The organism is Enterobacter sp. P82, assembly GCF_037053385.1.
Lineage (GTDB): Bacteria > Pseudomonadota > Gammaproteobacteria > Enterobacterales > Enterobacteriaceae > Enterobacter.
This window is the reverse complement of the sequence record NZ_JBALHX010000004.1, coordinates 288,851-307,099: the sequence shown is the minus strand read 5'-3', so window position 1 is coordinate 307,099 and position 18,249 is coordinate 288,851. Positions and strand designations below refer to the sequence as shown.

At 53.1% G+C, this 18,249-nt stretch carries 19 protein-coding genes; 9 read left to right on the top strand and 10 right to left on the bottom strand.

Annotated features, from left to right (window positions below):
- Window positions 1-24: 24 nt before the first annotated feature.
- Complete coding sequence (gene gss / locus WB237_RS18710; RefSeq protein WP_336215278.1) at window positions 25-1,887, bottom strand: bifunctional glutathionylspermidine amidase/synthase; 1,863 nt, start codon at window positions 1,885-1,887, stop codon at window positions 25-27.
- Window positions 1,888-2,068: 181 nt separating this feature from the next.
- Between gss and yghU the strand changes: the two genes are divergently transcribed.
- Window positions 2,069-2,935, top strand: coding sequence for a glutathione-dependent disulfide-bond oxidoreductase (gene yghU / locus WB237_RS18705; protein WP_114979994.1), 867 nt, complete (start codon window positions 2,069-2,071; stop codon window positions 2,933-2,935).
- 160 nt (window positions 2,936-3,095) lie between these two features.
- Window positions 3,096-3,428, top strand: a complete 333-nt coding sequence (locus WB237_RS18700; protein WP_336215275.1) for a YMGG-like glycine zipper-containing protein — start codon at window positions 3,096-3,098, stop codon at window positions 3,426-3,428.
- A gap of 62 nt (window positions 3,429-3,490) precedes the next feature.
- On the opposite strand, the gene WB237_RS18695 is transcribed toward WB237_RS18700, so the two are convergent.
- The 3 genes from WB237_RS18695 to WB237_RS18685 all read right to left on the bottom strand — a co-directional run bounded on the left by WB237_RS18695 (window position 3,491) and on the right by WB237_RS18685 (window position 5,887).
- Window positions 3,491-3,751 (bottom strand): hypothetical protein, encoded by a 261-nt coding sequence (locus WB237_RS18695; RefSeq protein WP_336215273.1) that lies wholly within the window; start codon window positions 3,749-3,751, stop codon window positions 3,491-3,493.
- Between the two features lie 205 nt (window positions 3,752-3,956).
- Entirely contained in the window at window positions 3,957-4,211 is a 255-nt protein-coding gene (locus WB237_RS18690; protein ID WP_336215269.1) for a hypothetical protein, read from the bottom strand.
- A 128-nt stretch (window positions 4,212-4,339) separates the two neighbouring features.
- A complete protein-coding gene (locus tag WB237_RS18685; protein WP_336215267.1) occupies window positions 4,340-5,887 on the bottom strand; it encodes a methyl-accepting chemotaxis protein in 1,548 nt (515 codons plus the stop codon).
- Window positions 5,888-6,117: 230 nt separating this feature from the next.
- Here WB237_RS18685 and WB237_RS18680 point away from each other — a divergent pair, with 230 nt between their 5' ends.
- A complete protein-coding gene (locus WB237_RS18680) occupies window positions 6,118-7,158 on the top strand; it encodes an aldo/keto reductase (RefSeq protein WP_336215265.1) in 1,041 nt (346 codons plus the stop codon).
- 45 nt (window positions 7,159-7,203) lie between these two features.
- Here the strand turns inward: WB237_RS18680 and WB237_RS18675 are convergent, their stop codons facing one another.
- Together WB237_RS18675 and WB237_RS18670 are read right to left on the bottom strand one after the other, a co-directional pair.
- A complete protein-coding gene (locus tag WB237_RS18675) occupies window positions 7,204-7,692 on the bottom strand; it encodes a TIGR00645 family protein (protein WP_114979988.1) in 489 nt (162 codons plus the stop codon).
- A gap of 81 nt (window positions 7,693-7,773) precedes the next feature.
- Complete coding sequence (locus WB237_RS18670) at window positions 7,774-8,277, bottom strand: ESA_00282 family adhesion-associated protein (protein WP_028019653.1); 504 nt, start codon at window positions 8,275-8,277, stop codon at window positions 7,774-7,776.
- A 103-nt stretch (window positions 8,278-8,380) separates the two neighbouring features.
- Between WB237_RS18670 and WB237_RS18665 the strand changes: the two genes are divergently transcribed.
- Window positions 8,381-8,785, top strand: a complete 405-nt coding sequence (locus tag WB237_RS18665; RefSeq protein ID WP_129994966.1) for a hypothetical protein — start codon at window positions 8,381-8,383, stop codon at window positions 8,783-8,785.
- Window position 8,786: 1 nt separating this feature from the next.
- Complete coding sequence (locus tag WB237_RS18660) at window positions 8,787-9,236, top strand: cytoplasmic protein (RefSeq protein WP_336215260.1); 450 nt, start codon at window positions 8,787-8,789, stop codon at window positions 9,234-9,236.
- Window positions 9,237-9,278: 42 nt separating this feature from the next.
- On the opposite strand, the gene exbD is transcribed toward WB237_RS18660, so the two are convergent.
- Both exbD and exbB read right to left on the bottom strand, forming a co-directional pair.
- On the bottom strand, window positions 9,279-9,704 hold the full coding sequence (gene exbD / locus WB237_RS18655) for a TonB system transport protein ExbD (protein ID WP_114979984.1): 426 nt from the start codon (window positions 9,702-9,704) through the stop codon (window positions 9,279-9,281).
- Window positions 9,705-9,708: 4 nt separating this feature from the next.
- Complete coding sequence (gene exbB / locus WB237_RS18650) at window positions 9,709-10,440, bottom strand: tol-pal system-associated acyl-CoA thioesterase (RefSeq protein ID WP_028019649.1); 732 nt, start codon at window positions 10,438-10,440, stop codon at window positions 9,709-9,711.
- A gap of 251 nt (window positions 10,441-10,691) precedes the next feature.
- On the opposite strand from exbB, the gene metC reads away from it, so the two are divergent.
- Both metC and yghB read left to right on the top strand, forming a co-directional pair.
- Complete coding sequence (gene metC / locus WB237_RS18645) at window positions 10,692-11,879, top strand: cystathionine beta-lyase (RefSeq protein WP_336215257.1); 1,188 nt, start codon at window positions 10,692-10,694, stop codon at window positions 11,877-11,879.
- A 143-nt stretch (window positions 11,880-12,022) separates the two neighbouring features.
- Entirely contained in the window at window positions 12,023-12,682 is a 660-nt protein-coding gene (yghB, locus tag WB237_RS18640; RefSeq protein ID WP_336215255.1) for a DedA family general envelope maintenance protein YghB, read from the top strand.
- Window positions 12,683-12,728: 46 nt separating this feature from the next.
- On the opposite strand, the gene WB237_RS18635 is transcribed toward yghB, so the two are convergent.
- On the bottom strand, window positions 12,729-13,628 hold the full coding sequence (locus WB237_RS18635) for an AraC family transcriptional regulator (RefSeq protein WP_049005046.1): 900 nt from the start codon (window positions 13,626-13,628) through the stop codon (window positions 12,729-12,731).
- 195 nt (window positions 13,629-13,823) lie between these two features.
- Between WB237_RS18635 and yqhD the strand changes: the two genes are divergently transcribed.
- Both yqhD and dkgA read left to right on the top strand, forming a co-directional pair.
- The gene (gene yqhD / locus WB237_RS18630) at window positions 13,824-14,987 is read left to right on the top strand and encodes an alcohol dehydrogenase (RefSeq protein ID WP_336215252.1); all 1,164 of its coding nucleotides are present in this window, start codon (window positions 13,824-13,826) and stop codon (window positions 14,985-14,987) included.
- Between the two features lie 105 nt (window positions 14,988-15,092).
- Window positions 15,093-15,920, top strand: a complete 828-nt coding sequence (dkgA, locus tag WB237_RS18625) for a 2,5-didehydrogluconate reductase DkgA (RefSeq protein WP_336215248.1) — start codon at window positions 15,093-15,095, stop codon at window positions 15,918-15,920.
- Between the two features lie 33 nt (window positions 15,921-15,953).
- Here dkgA and WB237_RS18620 read toward each other — a convergent pair whose 3' ends face one another.
- The gene (locus WB237_RS18620) at window positions 15,954-18,125 is read right to left on the bottom strand and encodes a YgiQ family radical SAM protein (protein WP_336215244.1); all 2,172 of its coding nucleotides are present in this window, start codon (window positions 18,123-18,125) and stop codon (window positions 15,954-15,956) included.
- Window positions 18,126-18,249: the final 124 nt, after the last annotated feature.

Sequence of the window (18,249 nt, the reverse complement as noted above, 5' to 3'; positions counted from 1 at the left end):
ATCTTTGCTTACGCTCTGCGGAGGCTATTCATCTTTCACCACAATCAATGGCTCAATATCGCTCTCTTTCTTCACCACCAGCGAGTCGTCGCCGCGCAGGCAGGTTCCGCCGTAGTTACCGCCCACGGTAAAGGTACAGACCTGAATGTGCTTGCCATCAACGTTTGGCAGGCACCACAGCTGCTGGTAGATGTTTTTGCGGTCGACAAACTTGCCGCTGGATTTATCAAGCAGCTCATCCTCAGGGCTGATTAGATCGATATTGCTGCCGCAGCGTCCGGCAATCGGTTTAACGGCATAGCCGGTCTGTTTCAGCAGGTCGTTAACCTCAAAATCGGTATCAAGCAGGTAACGATGATTCGGGAACAGCTGCCAGAGTACCGGGAGGATTGCCTTGTTGCCGGGAATAACCGTCCACAGCGGTTCAAACACCAGAACTTCCGGGCGCAGCAGGACGTCAATCAGGCGCACTTCGCCTTCAGGATGTCCGGTGCGGATCGGCACGGCGGCATACTCGGTTTCGCTCACCTCGCGGATCTGTTCGATCGCGGTTTCCCACGCCCAGGTCTTCCACACGCAATTCACGTGACGGCCTTCGTCGTCAATCAGCTGTCCGGCAGCATCCCAGCTCAGTGCGCCGAGCCCATGCAGAATTTTGGTTTCAAACCCAGCCTGCAACAAAGAGCGCTGAATAAACAGCGCGTGATAATCCTCCTCGACATCGTTGTCCTGCATGATGTGCACAAACGGACGCGCATGGCTGTGTTTCCACGCCCCGGTTAGCTCTTCCAGCAGCCCTTCCGCCGGGTTATGCCCGTTGCCGCGATAGCCGTTTTTCACCCACTCTTCGAGAATTAGTCCACCCTCGGTGTGGCAGGACGCGGAGTCGGCGTTGTACTCGTAAACCTTGATGCCCCGCTCATCCATGCAGAAATCCATACGACCGGTAATCATATGGTGACGGCGCCACTGCCAGGAGAGGCGCAGACGTGGCCAGAGAATTTTAGGGATGTCGAAAAGTGCCAGTAAGTTGTCGTCTTTCAACACTTTGTCGGTCGCATGCAGGTACATAAGATGCAGTTCGTTAGTCGCTTTGATCAGCTCCTGCTCGGCGCTTTCGGTAATGGTGAAGTACTGGCAGGGATCTTTATTGATAAAGTGGCCGTTCGCGCGGACATATGCCTGCTGCAACGCGTCGTTTTCGTTAAGCCATTTACCGTCGAACTGACGTTTGTTTTTCAGCCGCGCGCCGCTGATTTTCAACAGCGCACCGTCGATTTCCGGCTGGGGAATGCTGTGTTCCGTGTCGTCCGTCTGGATCATCCAGCCGAGAATTTCAGTGTCGTTGAAGGTGTCATGAATGGTGTAGCACCCGTTCTCGACGCTCAAACGCAGTTCGCGCGTCCACTGCTGCCCAGGCGGCAATGGTGAGTGAATGACGTTCTGCTCCGCGATACGGACCTTATCGTCCAGAAGCTGGGTGATCACCGCTACGTGGCCGGTCTCATGAAACTCCCCACCCTTTTGCCAGATAAGCAACGCTCCGGCTCGCGGCGCGCGTTTCGAACCGTTGGAAAAGGCCTGTAACGGCAGAATGTTATCGTTCACTACCTGGCGCAAAAAGCGCAGGGAGAAGATCTCCCACGCCATGCCGACATCGGTAAAAACGAAACCATAGTTGAGGAACAGGAAACGGCGGGCAAACTCAACACATTGCCACTTGTGGCCCATGTATTCATTGCCGATATAGCTGCGAAAATCCGCATCTTCCGGGTACTTACGCGGATCGAGACTGCCGTAATTTGAAGAGTAAATCGCCACGCCACCCGGCGCATAGCCTAATAACGTCCCGAATGGCGCGTCACTGCTTAACTTTCCTTTACGCATGTATCCAACCTAAAACAGGCAGGCGGCAATTTTTTTAAGGGGTTGTCGTCTGCACGTTGTAATTAACCTGACAGAGGTGGATTTATCATACACCTACACTGACCGTTGCGCTCACATCGTTAAACGGTTCCTCTATCACCTGCTACACTGCCTCAACACATCACTCAAAAGGCAGGCCAACATGTCAGACAACACTTATCAGCCACCGAAAGTGTGGGAATGGAAAAAGAACAACGGCGGTGCATTCGCCAACATCAATCGTCCAATCTCCGGTGCGACACATGAGAAAGAGCTCCCTGTGGGTTCTCATCCGCTACAGCTCTACTCCCTGGGCACACCGAACGGTCAGAAAGTAACGATTATGCTCGAAGAGCTGCTGGCGCTGGGTGTGACGGGCGCCGAGTACGACGCATGGTTGATCCGCATTGGCGAAGGCGATCAGTTCTCCAGCGGTTTTGTAGAGGTGAACCCGAACTCGAAAATACCCGCGCTGCGCGATCACTCCACGACTCCGCCGACGCGCGTATTTGAATCCGGTAGTATTCTGCTTTACCTGGCAGAAAAATTTGGTCACTTCCTGCCAAAAGATCCGGCAGGCCGCACAGAAACCCTAAACTGGCTGTTCTGGCTGCAAGGGGCCGCCCCGTTCCTCGGCGGTGGTTTTGGCCACTTCTACAACTACGCGCCGGTGAAAATTGAATATGCGATTGACCGCTTCACCATGGAAGCCAAACGCCTGTTCGACGTGCTGGATAAACAACTCGCCCGCGGCCGTTACGTGGCTGGTGAAGAATACACCATCGCCGATATGGCAATCTGGCCGTGGTTTGGCTGCGTCGCGCTGGGGAGCGTGTATAACGCCGCCGAGTTCCTGGACGCGGAGAAGTACACCAACGTTCAGCGCTGGGCGAAAGACATTGCGCATCGCCCAGCCGTGAAGCGTGGACGTATCGTGAACCGCACCAGCGGCGAGCTGAACGAGCAGCTCCACGAACGCCACGCTGCGAGTGACTTCGATACCCATACCGAAGACAAACGTCAGGCATGATGACTGGCCGGGCGGGTCACCGCCCGGCTGCAAGGATCCTTTCCCAGGGCATGATTAGCTTAAAGGCTGACCCTATATTGCTGGCACTATTTGTCCGTTTTTCTCACACCAGACGGTGAGACACGACGAATTAACCGACAGCAGTCACAAAGGATCTGTTATGAAACTTATTAAAACAACGCTGGTTATCAGCGCTCTCATTTTTTCTTCCTCGGGAATGGCCATCGACAAAACCGCTGCCGGCGCGGTAGCAGGCGCGGCTATTGGCGCAGCCACGGGCAAAGATCTGAAATCAACCGTTGGCGGTGCCGTCGTTGGCGCAGGCACCGGTGCGATGTTCAAAAATGGCGAAAAAGGCAAAGACGCGCGTAAGGGCGGTGCCGTAGGTGCTGTGGTTGGCGCGGGCGCGGCTGCGGTGACAGGCAATAACGTGCTGAAAGGTGCGGCGGTTGGTGCGGGCACGGGTGCGTTAATCGGTGAAGCGACGCACTGATAGGTCTAGCCGGGCGACACTGCGTTTTGCCCGGCATGCTTGTTCACTCCTTTCAGCGAATATTAATGATGATCATCGTATTGATGTTCAATCACCATCCCTTCCGCTACGCTCGCAACATGCCGCGCACGAGCGTGATAAACCGGTGCTGGTGTCTGTGCGGGGGCTGGAGCAACGCCCACCGCCTCAGGCACTGTGACTGACGTTGGAACGATCACGACTTTATAACCACTTGGGACATCTACCGTAACGCTCTGCGCGATGGCTGAATTGACCATTGCTAACCCTGCCAGGGCAGAGAACAAAATAATAAGCTTGTTCATAATTTGTATTATTGCCGATAAAGAAAAGAAATATAAGTATGTCGGCAGAATATTAAGACAATATTAATTATTGCTATTTTCAATGTGCAGAAAATGCCAAATATATCGTTACAACTGAATGAATAAATATTAAAAAAAGAAACAGGAATTATTTTTTAATATCGAGGTAGCAGGAGATATCCCCTGAACCACCTCGCAAATCTCATTAATACTTAATATCCCGCGCTTTTTGCCGTCCGGCCTGTTTCATCTGACGCTTGTCCTGACGGCAGTCGTGATTACTCTGGTTATTGTTCGTCACGCAGGTCTGCTTCACCTGCCGTGACGCGTCGCGGGTTTCCTGCCTGACATCACGCGACACACGCCGCTCCTGCGCCTGCTGGGTGGCGCTGACAGATACCGAAAACAGCACAAGAAACATGAAAGAGAGAACAGGGATGACGGACAACGATCTGTTCATAGCAACACCTCATAGAAGAGAGCCCAGAACGTCAGGGGGGTTAGCAAAAGAATAGCAGTTTCAGCGCGCGCTGAATGAGGAAGGCGTTAATAATGCAAGGCCACACCAGGCGGCCTTGCAACGTTGCGTTATGCCGTCAGGCGGAACTTTTGCACCGAGCGCTGAAGCTCTTCGGTCTGACGCTCCAGCGCTGCCGCTGCTGCGGAAACCTCTTCCACCAGCGAGGCGTTTTGCTGGGTAACGCCGTCCATCTGGGTAATGGCAACCCCGACCTGAGAAATGCCCTTGCTTTGCTCCTCAGAGGCGGAGGCGATTTGCTTCATAATGGTTGTCACTTCCGTCACGTCGCGCAAAATCGCATCCATGGTGGTACCGGTGTCGCCTACCAGCTGCGCCCCCTGCTCTACCCGATTAACGGAATCAGCGATCAGCCCTTCAATTTCTTTTGCCGCGTTGGCGCTACGGCTTGCCAGGTTACGGACTTCACCCGCCACCACGGCGAAACCACGCCCCTGCTCACCCGCGCGCGCCGCTTCAACGGCCGCATTGAGTGCCAGAATGTTGGTCTGGAAGGCAATGCTGTTGATGACGTTAGTGATTTCAGCAATTTTCTTAGAGCTTTCAGAAATACCACTCATGGTGGTGACCACTTCTTCCACCAGCGAGCCGCCACGGCTGGCGGTGGTCGATGCCACATCTGCCAGTTGGCTTGCCTGACGCGCGCTTTCCGCATTCAGTTTCACGGTTGCAGTCAGTTGTTCCATGCTGGCAGCCGTTTCTTCCAGTGCGGCAGCCTGCTCTTCGGTACGGGAAGAGAGATCGTTATTACCGCTGGAGATTTCCGTCGCACCTCGCCAGATATTTTCACTGCCGGAGCGAATAGTGCTGACCGCTTCGCGCAGACTGTCCTGCATCGCGCTCAACAGAGGAACCAACTGCCCCACACAGTTGCGGCCGAAGGGTTCAATTGGCTGACTGAGATCGCCCTGGGCAATCTGGCGGAACTGCTGGCGAATGCGGCCCAGCGGTTTGACCAGCATCGCGACCAGGTAGCGGTCGGTGAAAAGCAGGATCAGCAGGCCAATAATGGTGGCGGTGATAATCACCGTTCGCGTCATGCTGGTCAGGTTGTCCACCACCACGCGGGTGCTGTCGAGCGCCTTCGCGGCCGCGTTGTTAAAGTTCTCAGCTGCGGCACCAAACGCGCGGCTTAGCGGTGGGGTAACGTTATTGGCCTGCTGGCGATAGCCATCCAGAGTCTCCAGCTTCGCCTGCTGCATTTGCGGCGTGACACCTTGATCAAGCAGCGCCTGCCAGGTACCAATGACCTGAGCAGAAATCTGTTCGTCCATCGGTCCTGGCGAGATCGCTTTCATCTCGGCGAGTTTCTTACCCATGTTATCCAGAGCCTGTTGGGCAGAGGCCAAATCCGGCGTGCCACCTGCGGCTTTGACTTCCATCGCACGGCTCAAACGGGTCACGAAGCGGAAATATTGATCATTACCCTGACTGAGTACCGTCATCTGTTTGACCAGTTGACGATCCACGTCATTGCCATCCGAAACACGCGAAAGGGACCAGGTACTGTACAGACCAACACCCGCCCACATTAAACAAAAGATCCCGAGGATCGTCAGCATGACGAAGCGGATCGTGAAATTACGGAGCATATTCATAAGTCTTCCTTGCCGTGAGGGTGAATTCGCCCAGAGGCGAGTACTTCTCTCGTTATCGGCAGGAACCGGGGAAATTATAACGTTTTGTGATCATTTTTGATTAGCGTGGCTTCATTGGTCACACAGCTGTCATTAACCATTATCCCCGCGCTTAGTTATGTCATTTGTGATGTGATAAGTTCAGAATGAAAACGTTGTTTCGAAAATTCAACGATAAGAAAGGAGACATCATGTCCTGGACCCCTGACCCCGCCCGCTATGAAAATATGCAGTACCGCTACTGTGGAAAAAACGGCTTGCGCCTGCCAGCACTGTCGCTTGGTTTGTGGCATAGCTTTGGCCACGTACACCCTCTCGAATCCCAGCGCGCGCTGCTGCATAAAGCCTTCGATCTCGGTATTACCCATTTTGATCTTGCCAATAACTACGGCCCACCAGCGGGTAGTGCGGAAGAAAATTTTGGCTGCCTTCTGCGGGAGGATTTTGCTGGCTATCGCGACGAACTGATTATCTCCACTAAAGCGGGTTACGACATGTGGCCGGGACCGTATGGGTCGGGCGGTTCGCGCAAATATTTGCTTGCCAGTCTCGATCAAAGTCTGAAGCGGATGGGGCTGGAGTATGTTGATATTTTCTATTCCCATCGCGTCGATGAAAATACGCCGATGGAAGAGACTGCGGCGGCACTGGCCCATGCAGTGCAAAGCGGTAAAGCGCTGTATATCGGGATTTCATCCTATTCAACGGAGCGCACCCAGAAAATGGCTGACCTGTTACGTGAGTGGAAAATTCCGCTGCTTATTCATCAGCCATCCTACAACCTGCTCAACCGCTGGGTAGATAAGACCGGCCTGCTGGATACGCTTAAGAAAAACGGGACGGGTTGCATTGCGTTTACCCCGCTGGCGCAGGGGTTGCTTACCGGCAAATACCTGAACGGGATCCCTGAAGATTCTCGCATGCAGCGCGAAGGTAAAAAAGTGCGCGGCCTGACGGAAAAAATGCTGACCGAAGCCAATCTCAACAGTCTGCGTTTGCTAAGTGAAATGGCACATGCCCGCGGACAGACAATGGCGCAGATGGCACTGAGCTGGTTGCTCAAGGATGAACGCGTCACCTCAGTGCTGATCGGTGCAAGTCGCCCGGCACAGATCGAAGAAAACGTTCGGGCCCTGGATAACCTGCACTTCAGCGAAGATGAGCTGGAAAGAATTGATCGACATGTTGTGGATGGGGAGTTGAACCTGTGGCAGGCATCATCGGATAAATAGGTCTTTTTCGCCCCCTCGGCCCGTAGGACGAGGGGGACAAGTATTTTACTTCTTACTGATCTTATCCAGATACCCCATCACAAACGCTGACAGCACAAACGTCAGATGGATAATGACGTACCACATCAGTTTGTTATCCGGGACATTTTTCGCGTCCATAAATACGCGTAGCAGGTGGATAGAGGAGATCGCCACAATCGACGCGGCCACTTTATTCTTCAGCGACGAGGCATCCATTTTGCCCAGCCAGTTGAGCTTCTCTTTACGCTCATCAATATCCAGCTGGGAGACAAAATTTTCATAGCCGGAGAACATCACCATCACCAACAATCCGCCCACCAGCGTCATATCCACCAGAGACAGCAGAACCAGAATCAAATCCGCTTCAGCGATGGAAAAAATGTTCGGCAGAACATGCCAGATTTCCTGAAAGAACTTAATCGTCAGTGCGATCAGCGCCAGCGAAAGGCCAAAATAGACGGGAGCCAGTATCCAGCGAGAAGCGTACATGGCATTTTCAAAAAAGCGTTCCATAAAGTCCTGTTTGCAAAAGAAACCAGCGCCCAGTATATCGCAACGGCGCTGACTGTTTGCAATAACTCAACGGTACGTCACTCAGACGTTATCCGGGTTAACCTCCGGACGTGCGTACTCCGGCCAGACAAGCGCCACCAGCTCAGGATAGGCTTCCAGACTGAACTCACGAAAGCACTGACGCAGATTTAATACGTCGAGGTCGGAATATGATACTTTCTCACCGTTCAGACAGCGTTTTTTGATATTATCATAATATTTATACACTGCTGAATTCAGGTCGCTGCAGCGACGCTGTGCCTCAAACAGTCCGGGCGTATCATTAATTTCCGACATTTTCATGCGTTTTATTGTCGCATGTAAAAAGTCGATATATTCATGGTTCACCCGCCAGTACCAAACAGGCGTTACTGAGTTCATCAATACGGAGAAATGATCTTCCCCTTCCTCTTTTGTCATCCGTTCAGGTTGTGGAGGTTCACTGGCGTCCTTCGACACTTTCGTTTTATTGAATTCCTGCATCAATAAAAGAACACCAGCGGTCAGTAATAGTAATGTGATGACCGTAAAAAAGATGCTGTTCATGGGTAGGCTCCATTTTTTTTGATTTTAAAATTGCCTCATGATATTGTCAACGAATCTCACGCCTTTACCAACCCCACCCTGTTGAAATTAAAGGAAATTAAAAATGCTGCCCGACTATCTCGTCCCGGCTAAGTACCACATTGCGTCTGTGGAACAGCAACCCGCGGAAGCAGAAAAAGAGGCGAGTTTCACTCAGGGAAAAAGAAAGCTCTCCGATTTCGAGCCTGACATATTAATTGGCGTTTCCCAAACAGGGAAATCCCGTAATATGTTGCTGGAAGAGCACGATCGTCATATAAAGGACCGCTTATTTCGCGCTATAAAAATTGAAGCCTTTGTCCATCTGTTGAATGACCTGCAAGCCGAAGGTGAAATAGATGCCCAGAAACTAAGTCAAATAATGGCCGAGAAAACCGAAGAAATTAATGAAGCGGGCAATGAAATTTGGCTTAATTTAATTACGCGAGAAAAAAACAACCCAATTTTTTATAACCTGGGGGAAGATTAACGTGAAAGAAATTAAAAACAACGACGTTTATTTGACTTTAGATGATAAAAAAAGTGATGAATTTATCTTAAAGCAAAATCTCGAAGCACTGCGAACCACAAAAAATACCGAGATGACGCGTATTACACAAGACCTGGTATCGATCCCGGCCACGCTGGTCCGTCTGAAATGGCAGAATCGCCGCGAAATTTATCCGCTACAGGTGAAAGAAGAAATTTACGGTGCGGTGATGAACGCCATCATTAAACAGCGGCCAGAACTGAAAGAGAAGCTTCTCGGACGTCTCGAGGCCAATTATCAGTACCTGCTTGCCAGAGAAATCGCCACCCTGCGTCTGACGCGCAAGCTGTCAGACGGTGAGTACCGTACCTCAAACGTCACCTGCGTGGCACTTGATGAGGATGCGCTGGCAACCGCCTCTACCGCACCGACGGATAACAAAAAAACATAAACCAACAGACCAAAAAAAAGCCGGCTTTCGCCAGCTTCTTTATCACTTCGAGGCCGCTTTCTCTTCGCCGACCAGCCCAATCTTCAGATAACCCGCCTGATGCAGTGTGTCCATTACCTTCATCATGGTTTCATAATCGACGGTTTTATCCGCACGGAAGAAGACCGTAGTGTCCTTCTTGCCGCCCGTGAGCTGATCCAGCGCCGGGATGACAGAGTCGGCCGTCACCGGGTCGTTCCCGAGGAACATGGATTTATCCGCTTTTACCGAGATATAGATTGGCTTCTCCGGGCGCGGCTGTGGCTGGCTGGAAGAGGCAGGCAGATTCACCTTCACATCCACCGTCGCCAGCGGCGCAGCCACCATGAAGATAATCAGCAGAACTAGCATAACGTCGATAAACGGCGTTACGTTGATTTCATGCATTTCGCCGTTATCGTCCAGATTTTCGTTCAGACGCATCGCCATAGCATCAACCTGCGCGCAGTTTAGACGCCGCGTGCACCGGCTTAACCGAGCTGGCATTCAAATCAAGATCGCGACTTTGCAGCAGCAGAACCTGTGCTGCAACATCACCGAGAGTGGCTTTGTAACTGCCAATCATACGCGCGAAGATGTTGTAGATAACCACAGCCGGGATTGCGGCAACCAGACCGATTGCCGTCGCCAGCAGCGCTTCCGCGATACCCGGCGCAACCACCGCAAGGTTGGTAGTTTGAGACTGCGCGATACCGATAAAGCTGTTCATGATGCCCCAGACCGTACCGAAAAGCCCGATGAACGGCGAGATCGCACCGATAGTCGCCAGATAACCATTGCCACGGCCCATATGTCGACCTACAGCGGCAACACGACGCTCCAGACGGAAGCCGGTACGTTCTTTAATACCTTCGTTATCTTCACTGCCAGCGGAAAGTTCCAGCTCGTTCTGAGCTTCATTAACTAACAGGGTGGTCAGGCTTTTTACGTGGAAGGATGAGGTCATATCTGAAGCCTGATCCAGAGAGCGGGCTTCAGCCAGTTGCTGTTGTTCCCGCTTAAGGCGACGCTTCTGCGAAAGCAGCTCAGCACTCTTGCTGAAGAAGATGGCCCAGGTGACAACGGACGCCAGAATCAGGCCGATCATCACAATCTTAACCACGATGTCAGCATGTTGATACATGCCCCAAACGGAGAGATCCGTCTGCATCAAATTATTACCCACTCTGTATCTCCAGGACGCAAATCACAAAATCTGAACGTAATAATATCAAAACATCGTCGAATTGATAGTAGTTCTCATTAGTATTTACATGGTGCCGTAATTTTCGCTCACTTTCCTTGCGCTTACGCAGTAAAAATTTCTTATGCGGTTTTTTGCTAATATTTTCTGCTTATTCGATAAGCATCCGGGTGCAGTTTTTTACAATCGTGGTAGTCTGGACGTCCAGACGTATAAAAACAGGGTTAGCGAACATGACAAAGAAGCATCTTGATACCACGCTGGTACAGGCAGGACGCAGCAAAAAATACACCCAGGGATCGGTCAATAGCGTGATTCAACGAGCCTCCTCACTGGTATTTGATACCGTTGAGGAGAAAAAAATCGCCACGCGTAACCGCGCAAAAGGCGGACTTTTTTATGGTCGTCGCGGCACGCTAACCCATTTTTCACTCCAGGAGGCCATGTGCGAACTGGAAGGCGGCGTGGGCTGTGCGCTGTTCCCGTGTGGGGCGGCAGCCGTCGCCAATACTATTCTGGCGTTTGTGGAACATGGCGATCATATCCTGATGACCAACACCGCCTATGAACCCAGCCAGGACTTCTGCACCAAAATCCTCAGTAAGCTCGGCGTAACAACCGGTTGGTTCGACCCGCTGATCGGCGAAGGCATCGCAGAACTTATTCAGCCAAACACGCGTATCGTGTTCCTGGAATCTCCAGGGTCACTCACCATGGAAGTCCACGACGTCCCGGCTATCGTGAAAGCGGTTCGTAGCAAAGCGCCAGAAGCGATCATCATGATCGACAACACGTGGGCGGCGGGCGTGCTGTTTAAAGCACTGGAGTTTGACATTGATATCTCGATTCAGGCGGCGACCAAATACCTGATTGGCCATTCTGACGGCATGATTGGCACTGCGGTATCCAATGCACGCTGCTGGGATCAGCTGCGTGAAAATGCCTACCTGATGGGGCAAATGGTGGATGCGGATACCGCCTACATGACCAGCCGCGGGCTCCGTACGCTGGGCGTGCGCCTGCGTCAGCATCACGAAAGCAGCCTGAAAATAGCCGAATGGCTGGCGCAACACCCGCAGGTTGAGCGCGTCAACCATCCGGCGTTGCCCGGCAGCAAAGGTCATGAATACTGGCAACGGGACTTTACGGGGAGTAGCGGTTTGTTCTCATTCGTTCTTAAAAAACGGCTGAATAATGACGAACTGGCAAACTATCTGGATAATTTTACCCTCTTCAGCATGGCCTACTCCTGGGGCGGCTTTGAATCCCTGATCCTGCCAAACCAACCGGAGCAGATCGCGGCTTTGCGTCCCGGTGGTGAAGTGGACTTCAGCGGAACCCTGATTCGACTGCATATCGGTTTAGAAAATGTAGACGATTTAATTGCGGATTTAACAGCAGGGTTTGAACGTATCGTGTAGAGTGCTGGCTGAAAATGTACTCCCTGGACGTTTTTGTGAACATTGCCACCAGAAAAGTCCGCATTAGTTGCGCCCGGGATCAAACCCGAAGCGCAAATAAAGGAGTACAATAGCTCTATATCTGCTGTTCCACAGGAAAGTCCATGGCTGTTATTCAAGATATTATCGCAGCGCTCTGGCAACACGATTTTGCCGCGCTGGCGAACCCTCACGTCTTAGGTATCGTCTATTTCGTGATGTTCGCGACTCTGTTTCTGGAAAATGGATTACTGCCAGCGTCATTTTTACCCGGTGACAGTTTGCTTTTACTTGCCGGGGCGTTAATCGGCAAAGGCGTCATGGACTTCACGCCAACGATGGTGATCCTCACTTCCGCTGCCAGTCTGGGTTGCTGGCTGAGCTATTTGCAGGGGCGCTGGCTTGGGAACACGCGCGTCGTGAAAAGCTGGCTGGCGCAGTTACCGCATAAATATCATCAACGTGCGACCTGCATGTTTGATCGGCACGGCCTGTTGGCACTGCTGGCCGGGCGTTTTCTGGCGTTTGTTCGTACTCTGCTGCCAACAATGGCGGGCATTTCTGGTCTGTCGAACCGCCGCTTCCAGTTCTTCAACTGGCTGAGCGCCCTGCTGTGGGTTGGTGTGGTCACGACGCTCGGCTACGCGCTGAATATGATCCCGTTCGTGAAACACCACGAAGATCAGGTGATGACCTTTTTGATGGTGCTGCCGATTTTCCTGCTGGTGGCAGGGCTGGTAGGGACCATTGCGGTAGTGATTAAGAAAAAGTACTGCAGTGCATAAACAAAAGCCGGGTGGCGCCACCGCTTACCCGGCCTACGCTTCCCCTTCACGCTCCCTGCATGGTTCTGATACGTGACGCATCTTCCCCCGGCGTAACACCGAAGTAGCGCTTAAATTCCCGACTGAACTGCGATGCACTTTCATAGCCCACCCGCATCGCCGCCGCGCTGGCCTTCATACCATCGTGGATCATCAGCATCCGCGCCTTATGCAGACGGTAGGTTTTGAGATATTGCAGCGGTGAAGTGCTGGTGACCGACTTAAAATTATGGTGAAACGCCGAGACACTCATGTTCGCTTCTGCAGCGAGCTGGTCGACGCTCAGGTTTTCCGTGTACTGACTTTCAATACGCTTGAGCACGCGGCTTATCAGGCTGAAGTGGGTCTGTCGGCTCACCAGCGCGAGTAAAGCCCCTCCCCCCGGCCCCAGCAGTACATGGTAGAGGATCTCGCGGATAATCTGCTTGCCGAGAATTCGTGCATCCAGCGGCCTTTCCATTACGTCCAGCAGACGCTCAATGGCGCAGAGGATCTCTTCAGATAATGTCGCGGAGTTAATCCCGCTTGATGCCATTGATGGCTGGAAAAGCTCGTCTTCACCAATCTCCATCAGCAGCTCCTGCAACTGAAGAATATCGACATTGACGCGAATACCTGCCAGCGGAACGGCCTCTGTCGCGAAAGTTTCACATTCAAAGGGTAAAGGTACTGTCAGCAGCAGGTATTCATTGGTGTCGTAACGGAAAACACGTTCATTGATATAGCCAATTTTATGGCCAGAAAAGAGAAAAACGATGCCAGGCTGATACATGACCGGCGTACGCGTCCCGGGTTGGGTACCATAGAGCAGGCGAATGTCTGGCAGCAAATTGCTGACACCATTTTCATTATCTATCAGTCTCTTAATCTGCATTGTGAGCTGATGACAGATCGCTTCACGGTTCATATTACGTTACTCCGGGTACGGTTTCCGACATTGATAGTGTGCGTGCTTTTTCGCGCTTTCTCCAGCGCTCTGTAGAAATGGGCAAGACATCGGCAGGAATGTGCATTGAGAGGATAGCCCCGGACAGCCACAATGTGCAGCATCAGGTAGCCTTCTGCGCCACCACGATTTTTCACCCACATAAGGGAACGAGCAATGAACAACTTTAATCTCCACACCCCAACCCGCATTCTGTTTGGTAAAGGCGCTATTGCCGAGTTGCGCGCACAGATCCCTGCTGACGCCCGCGTACTGATCACCTACGGTGGCGGCAGCGTGAAAAAAACCGGCGTGCTGGATCAGGTTTACAGTGCCCTGGAAGGTCTGGACGTGCGTGAATTCGGCGGCATTGAACCAAACCCGTCTTACGAAACGCTGATGAATGCAGTGAAAATCGCCCGCGAAGAGAACATCACCTTCCTGCTGGCCGTTGGCGGTGGCTCTGTGCTGGACGGCACCAAATTCATCGCCGCAGCGGCACATTACGCTGACGGCATCGACCCATGGCATATCCTGGAAACCCGTGGCAGCGACGTGAAAAGCGCTATCCCGATGGGCTCCGTACTGACTCTGCCAGCCACGGGCTCTGAATCCAACAAAGGTGCCGTGATCTCCCGCAAAACCACGGGTGATAAGCAGGCCTTTATGAACGAACATGTTCAGCCTGTTTTCGCCATCCTCGACCCGGTTTACACCTACACCCTGCCTGCACATCAGGTGGCTAACGGTGTGGTCGACGCCTTTGTGCATACCGTGGAGCAGTACGTGACCTACCCGGTGGATGCCAAAATTCAGGATCGCTTCGCGGAAGGCATTCTGCTGACGCTGGTTGAAGAAGGTCCGAAAGCGCTGCAAGAGCCAGAAAACTACGATGTTCGCGCCAATGTGATGTGGGCAGCAACGCAGGCGCTTAATGGCCTGATCGGTGCGGGTGTGCCTCAGGACTGGGCAACCCATATGCTGGGCCACGAACTGACGGCAATGCACGGTCTGGATCACGCTCAGACGCTGGCCGTAGTTCTGCCTGCGCTGTGGAACGAAAAACGTGATACCAAACGCGCCAAACTGCTGCAGTACGCTGAGCGCGTGTGGAACATCACCGAGGGTTCTGACGATGCGCGGATTGATGCCGCCATCGAAGCAACCCGCAGCTTCTTCGAAGGTCTGGGCGTGCCAACGCGTCTCTCTGGCTACGGCCTGGATGGTAGCTCCATCCCTGCCCTGCTGGCGAAACTGGAAGAACACGGTATGACTCACCTGGGCGAGCACGGCGACATCACGCTGGACGTGAGCCGTCGTATCTACGAAGCGGCACGCTAAGCGTTTTTGTCCTCCCGACTTTCGTTTTTTGACATTTCGTCCAGACTTAATGCACACCCCATCGTCGGAGAAACCCTCCGACGATGCGCACCTGAAGGAGGAAAAATGGCAAACCAAACCGTAATCAGGCTGAAGGACGGCAACGTGATGCCCCAACTGGGGCTCGGCGTATGGAAAGCCGGTAACGACGAGGTCGTCTCCGCCATTCATAAAGCCCTGGAAGTCGGCTACAGGTCGATTGATACCGCCGCTGCGTACAAAAACGAAGACGGTGTGGGTAAGGCACTGGCCAGCGCTGGCTTGCCCCGCGACGACCTTTTCATTACCACTAAACTGTGGAACGACGATCAAAAGCGTCCCCGCGAAGCCCTGCAGGAGAGCCTGGACAAGCTCCGGCTCGATTACATCGATCTCTGGCTGATGCACTGGCCTGTTCCGGCTATCGACCATTATGTTGACGCCTGGAAAGGAATGATTGAGCTGCAAAAAGAGGGGCGGGTGAAAAGTATCGGTGTCTGTAATTTCCAGGTTCACCATCTGCAGCGCCTGATCGACGAGACAGGTATCGCTCCTGTCATCAATCAGATCGAGCTGCACCCGCTGATGCAGCAGCGCCAGCTTCACGCCTGGAACGCAACCCACAATATCCAGACCGAATCCTGGAGCCCGCTGGCTCAGGGCGGTGAAGGCGTATTTGATCAGAAAATTATTCGCGACCTGGCGGATAAATACGGTAAGACGCCAGCACAGATTGTGATTCGCTGGCATCTGGATAACGGCCTGGTGGTGATCCCGAAATCGGTCACCCCTTCGCGCATCGCCGAGAACTTCGACGTCTGGGATTTCCGCCTGGACAAAGATGAGTTGGGTGAGATTGCGAAACTGGATAAGGGCAAACGGCTTGGGCCAGACCCGGATCAGTTTGGCGGATAGATAAAAAAACCCCGGCTTGCCGGGGTTTTTATTTTACGCTTTACGTTTGGCTGGCTTCTTCGCCGTCGCCCCACCGTTTGAACGCTGGTGCACGATCGGTGTGTGCTTGGTCAACGCCGGGCGCGTATTGCGATTCTGACGACGCGCCTCGCGCATTTCATCCAGGGTAGGTGCCGGTACCAGACAGTCGCGACGCGAGCCAATCAGGTGCTTTTTACCCATATCTTCCAGCGCCTGACGGATCAGCGGCCAGTTTTTCGGATCGTGATAACGCAGCAGCGCTTTGTGCAGACGGCGCTGTTTATCCCCTTTTGGCACCACTACGTCTTCGCTCTTATAACCAATCTTACTCAGCGGGTTCTTGCCGGTGTAATACATGGTCGTCGAGTTGGCGAGCGGTGACGGGTAGAAGTTCTGCACCTGATCCAGACGGAAGCGACGCTGTTTCAGCCACAACGCCAGGTTCACCATGTCCTCATCGCGCGTACCCGGGTGGGCAGAGATGAAGTAAGGGATCAGGTACTGCTCTTTCCCTGCCTGCTTAGAGTAGGTATCGAACAACTGTTTAAAGCGATCATAGCTGCCCATGCCCGGCTTCATCATTTTCGACAGCGGGCCTTCTTCGGTGTGCTCCGGCGCAATCTTCAGATAGCCGCCGACGTGGTGTGTCGCCAGCTCTTTGATATAACGCGGATCTTCCACGGCGATGTCGTAACGTACCCCGGAGGCGATGAGGATCTTCTTGATGCCTTTAAGATCACGCGCGCGGCGATAGAGATTGATTGTCGGCTCATGGTTGGTATCCATGTGCTGGCAGATATCCGGATAGACGCAGGACAGACGACGACAGGTTTGCTCTGCACGCGGCGACTTACAGCGCAGCATGTACATGTTGGCGGTTGGGCCGCCCAGATCGGAGATCACGCCAGTAAAACCCGGTACGGTATCGCGAATAGCTTCGATCTCATTGATGATCGAATCTTCAGAGCGGCTCTGGATAATGCGTCCTTCATGCTCGGTAATAGAACAGAATGAGCACCCACCGAAACAACCACGCATGATGTTGATCGAGAAGCGGATCATCTCATACGCCGGGATACGGGCGTTGCCATATGCCGGGTGCGGTACGCGCTTATACGGCAGTGCAAAGACGCTATCCATCTCTTCAGTTGACAGCGGGATCGCTGGCGGGTTGATCCAGATATAGCGCTCGCCGTGTTTCTGCAGCAGTGCGCGGGCACAGCCCGGGTTGGTTTCATGGTGCAGAATACGGGACGCATGCGCGTAAAGCACTTTGTCAGCTTTTACCTTCTCGTAGGACGGCAGCAGCACATACGTTTTTTCCCACGGTTTCGGGCGTGGCGGTTGTACAATAATCGCCTTCGCTTCCGCTTTCTTTGGCTCAACCGGCTTGTTATCCGCGCACGGCAAATCTTCACCATACGGATGCGGGATCGGGTCGATTTTGCCCGGCATATCAATAATACGGGAATCTACTCCGCTCCAGCCCGGCAGCGCCTCTTTCACCATGATCGCGGTATTACGCACATCGCGAATACTGCTCACCGGCTCCCCTTGCGACAGACGGTGTGCGACTTCCACCAGCGGACGCTCGCCGTTACCGTAAATCAGCATGTCGGCTTTGGAATCCACCAGCACCGAACGGCGAACGGTATCTGACCAGTAATCGTAGTGCGCAGTGCGGCGCAGACTTGCTTCAATGCCGCCCAGGATCACTGGCACATCTTTCCAGGCTTCCTTACAGCGCTGGGTATACACCAGGGTGGCGCGGTCCGGACGTTTACCCGCCACGTTATCCGGGGTATAGGCATCGTCATGACGAAGCTTACGGTCAGCGGTATAGCGGTTGATCATCGAGTCCATGTTGCCGGCGGTCACACCGAAGAACAGGTTGGGTTTACCCAGACGCATAAAGTCGTCTTTGCTGTTCCAGTCTGGCTGAGAAATGATCCCCACGCGGAAGCCTTGTGCTTCGAGCATACGGCCACAAATGGCCATGCCGAAGCTCGGATGGTCAACGTAGGCATCGCCTGTGACCAGAATGATGTCGCAGCTGTCCCAGCCCAGTTGGTCCATCTCTTCCCGGGACATCGGCAGGAAAGGTGCCGGTCCAAAGCAGGCTGCCCAGTACTGGGGCCAGGAGAAGAGGTCACGATCCGGCTGGATCAGGGAAATTGCGCTCATAATGCTTCCGAAGAAAAAATAAACAAAAGGAGCGGGATTATACGCTGTTCATCAGCCAGATTTGAAGAAAAGGATGCATGAAGCAGACAGATATTCGTGGAAGTCGTTAAAATACAGCGCCCTG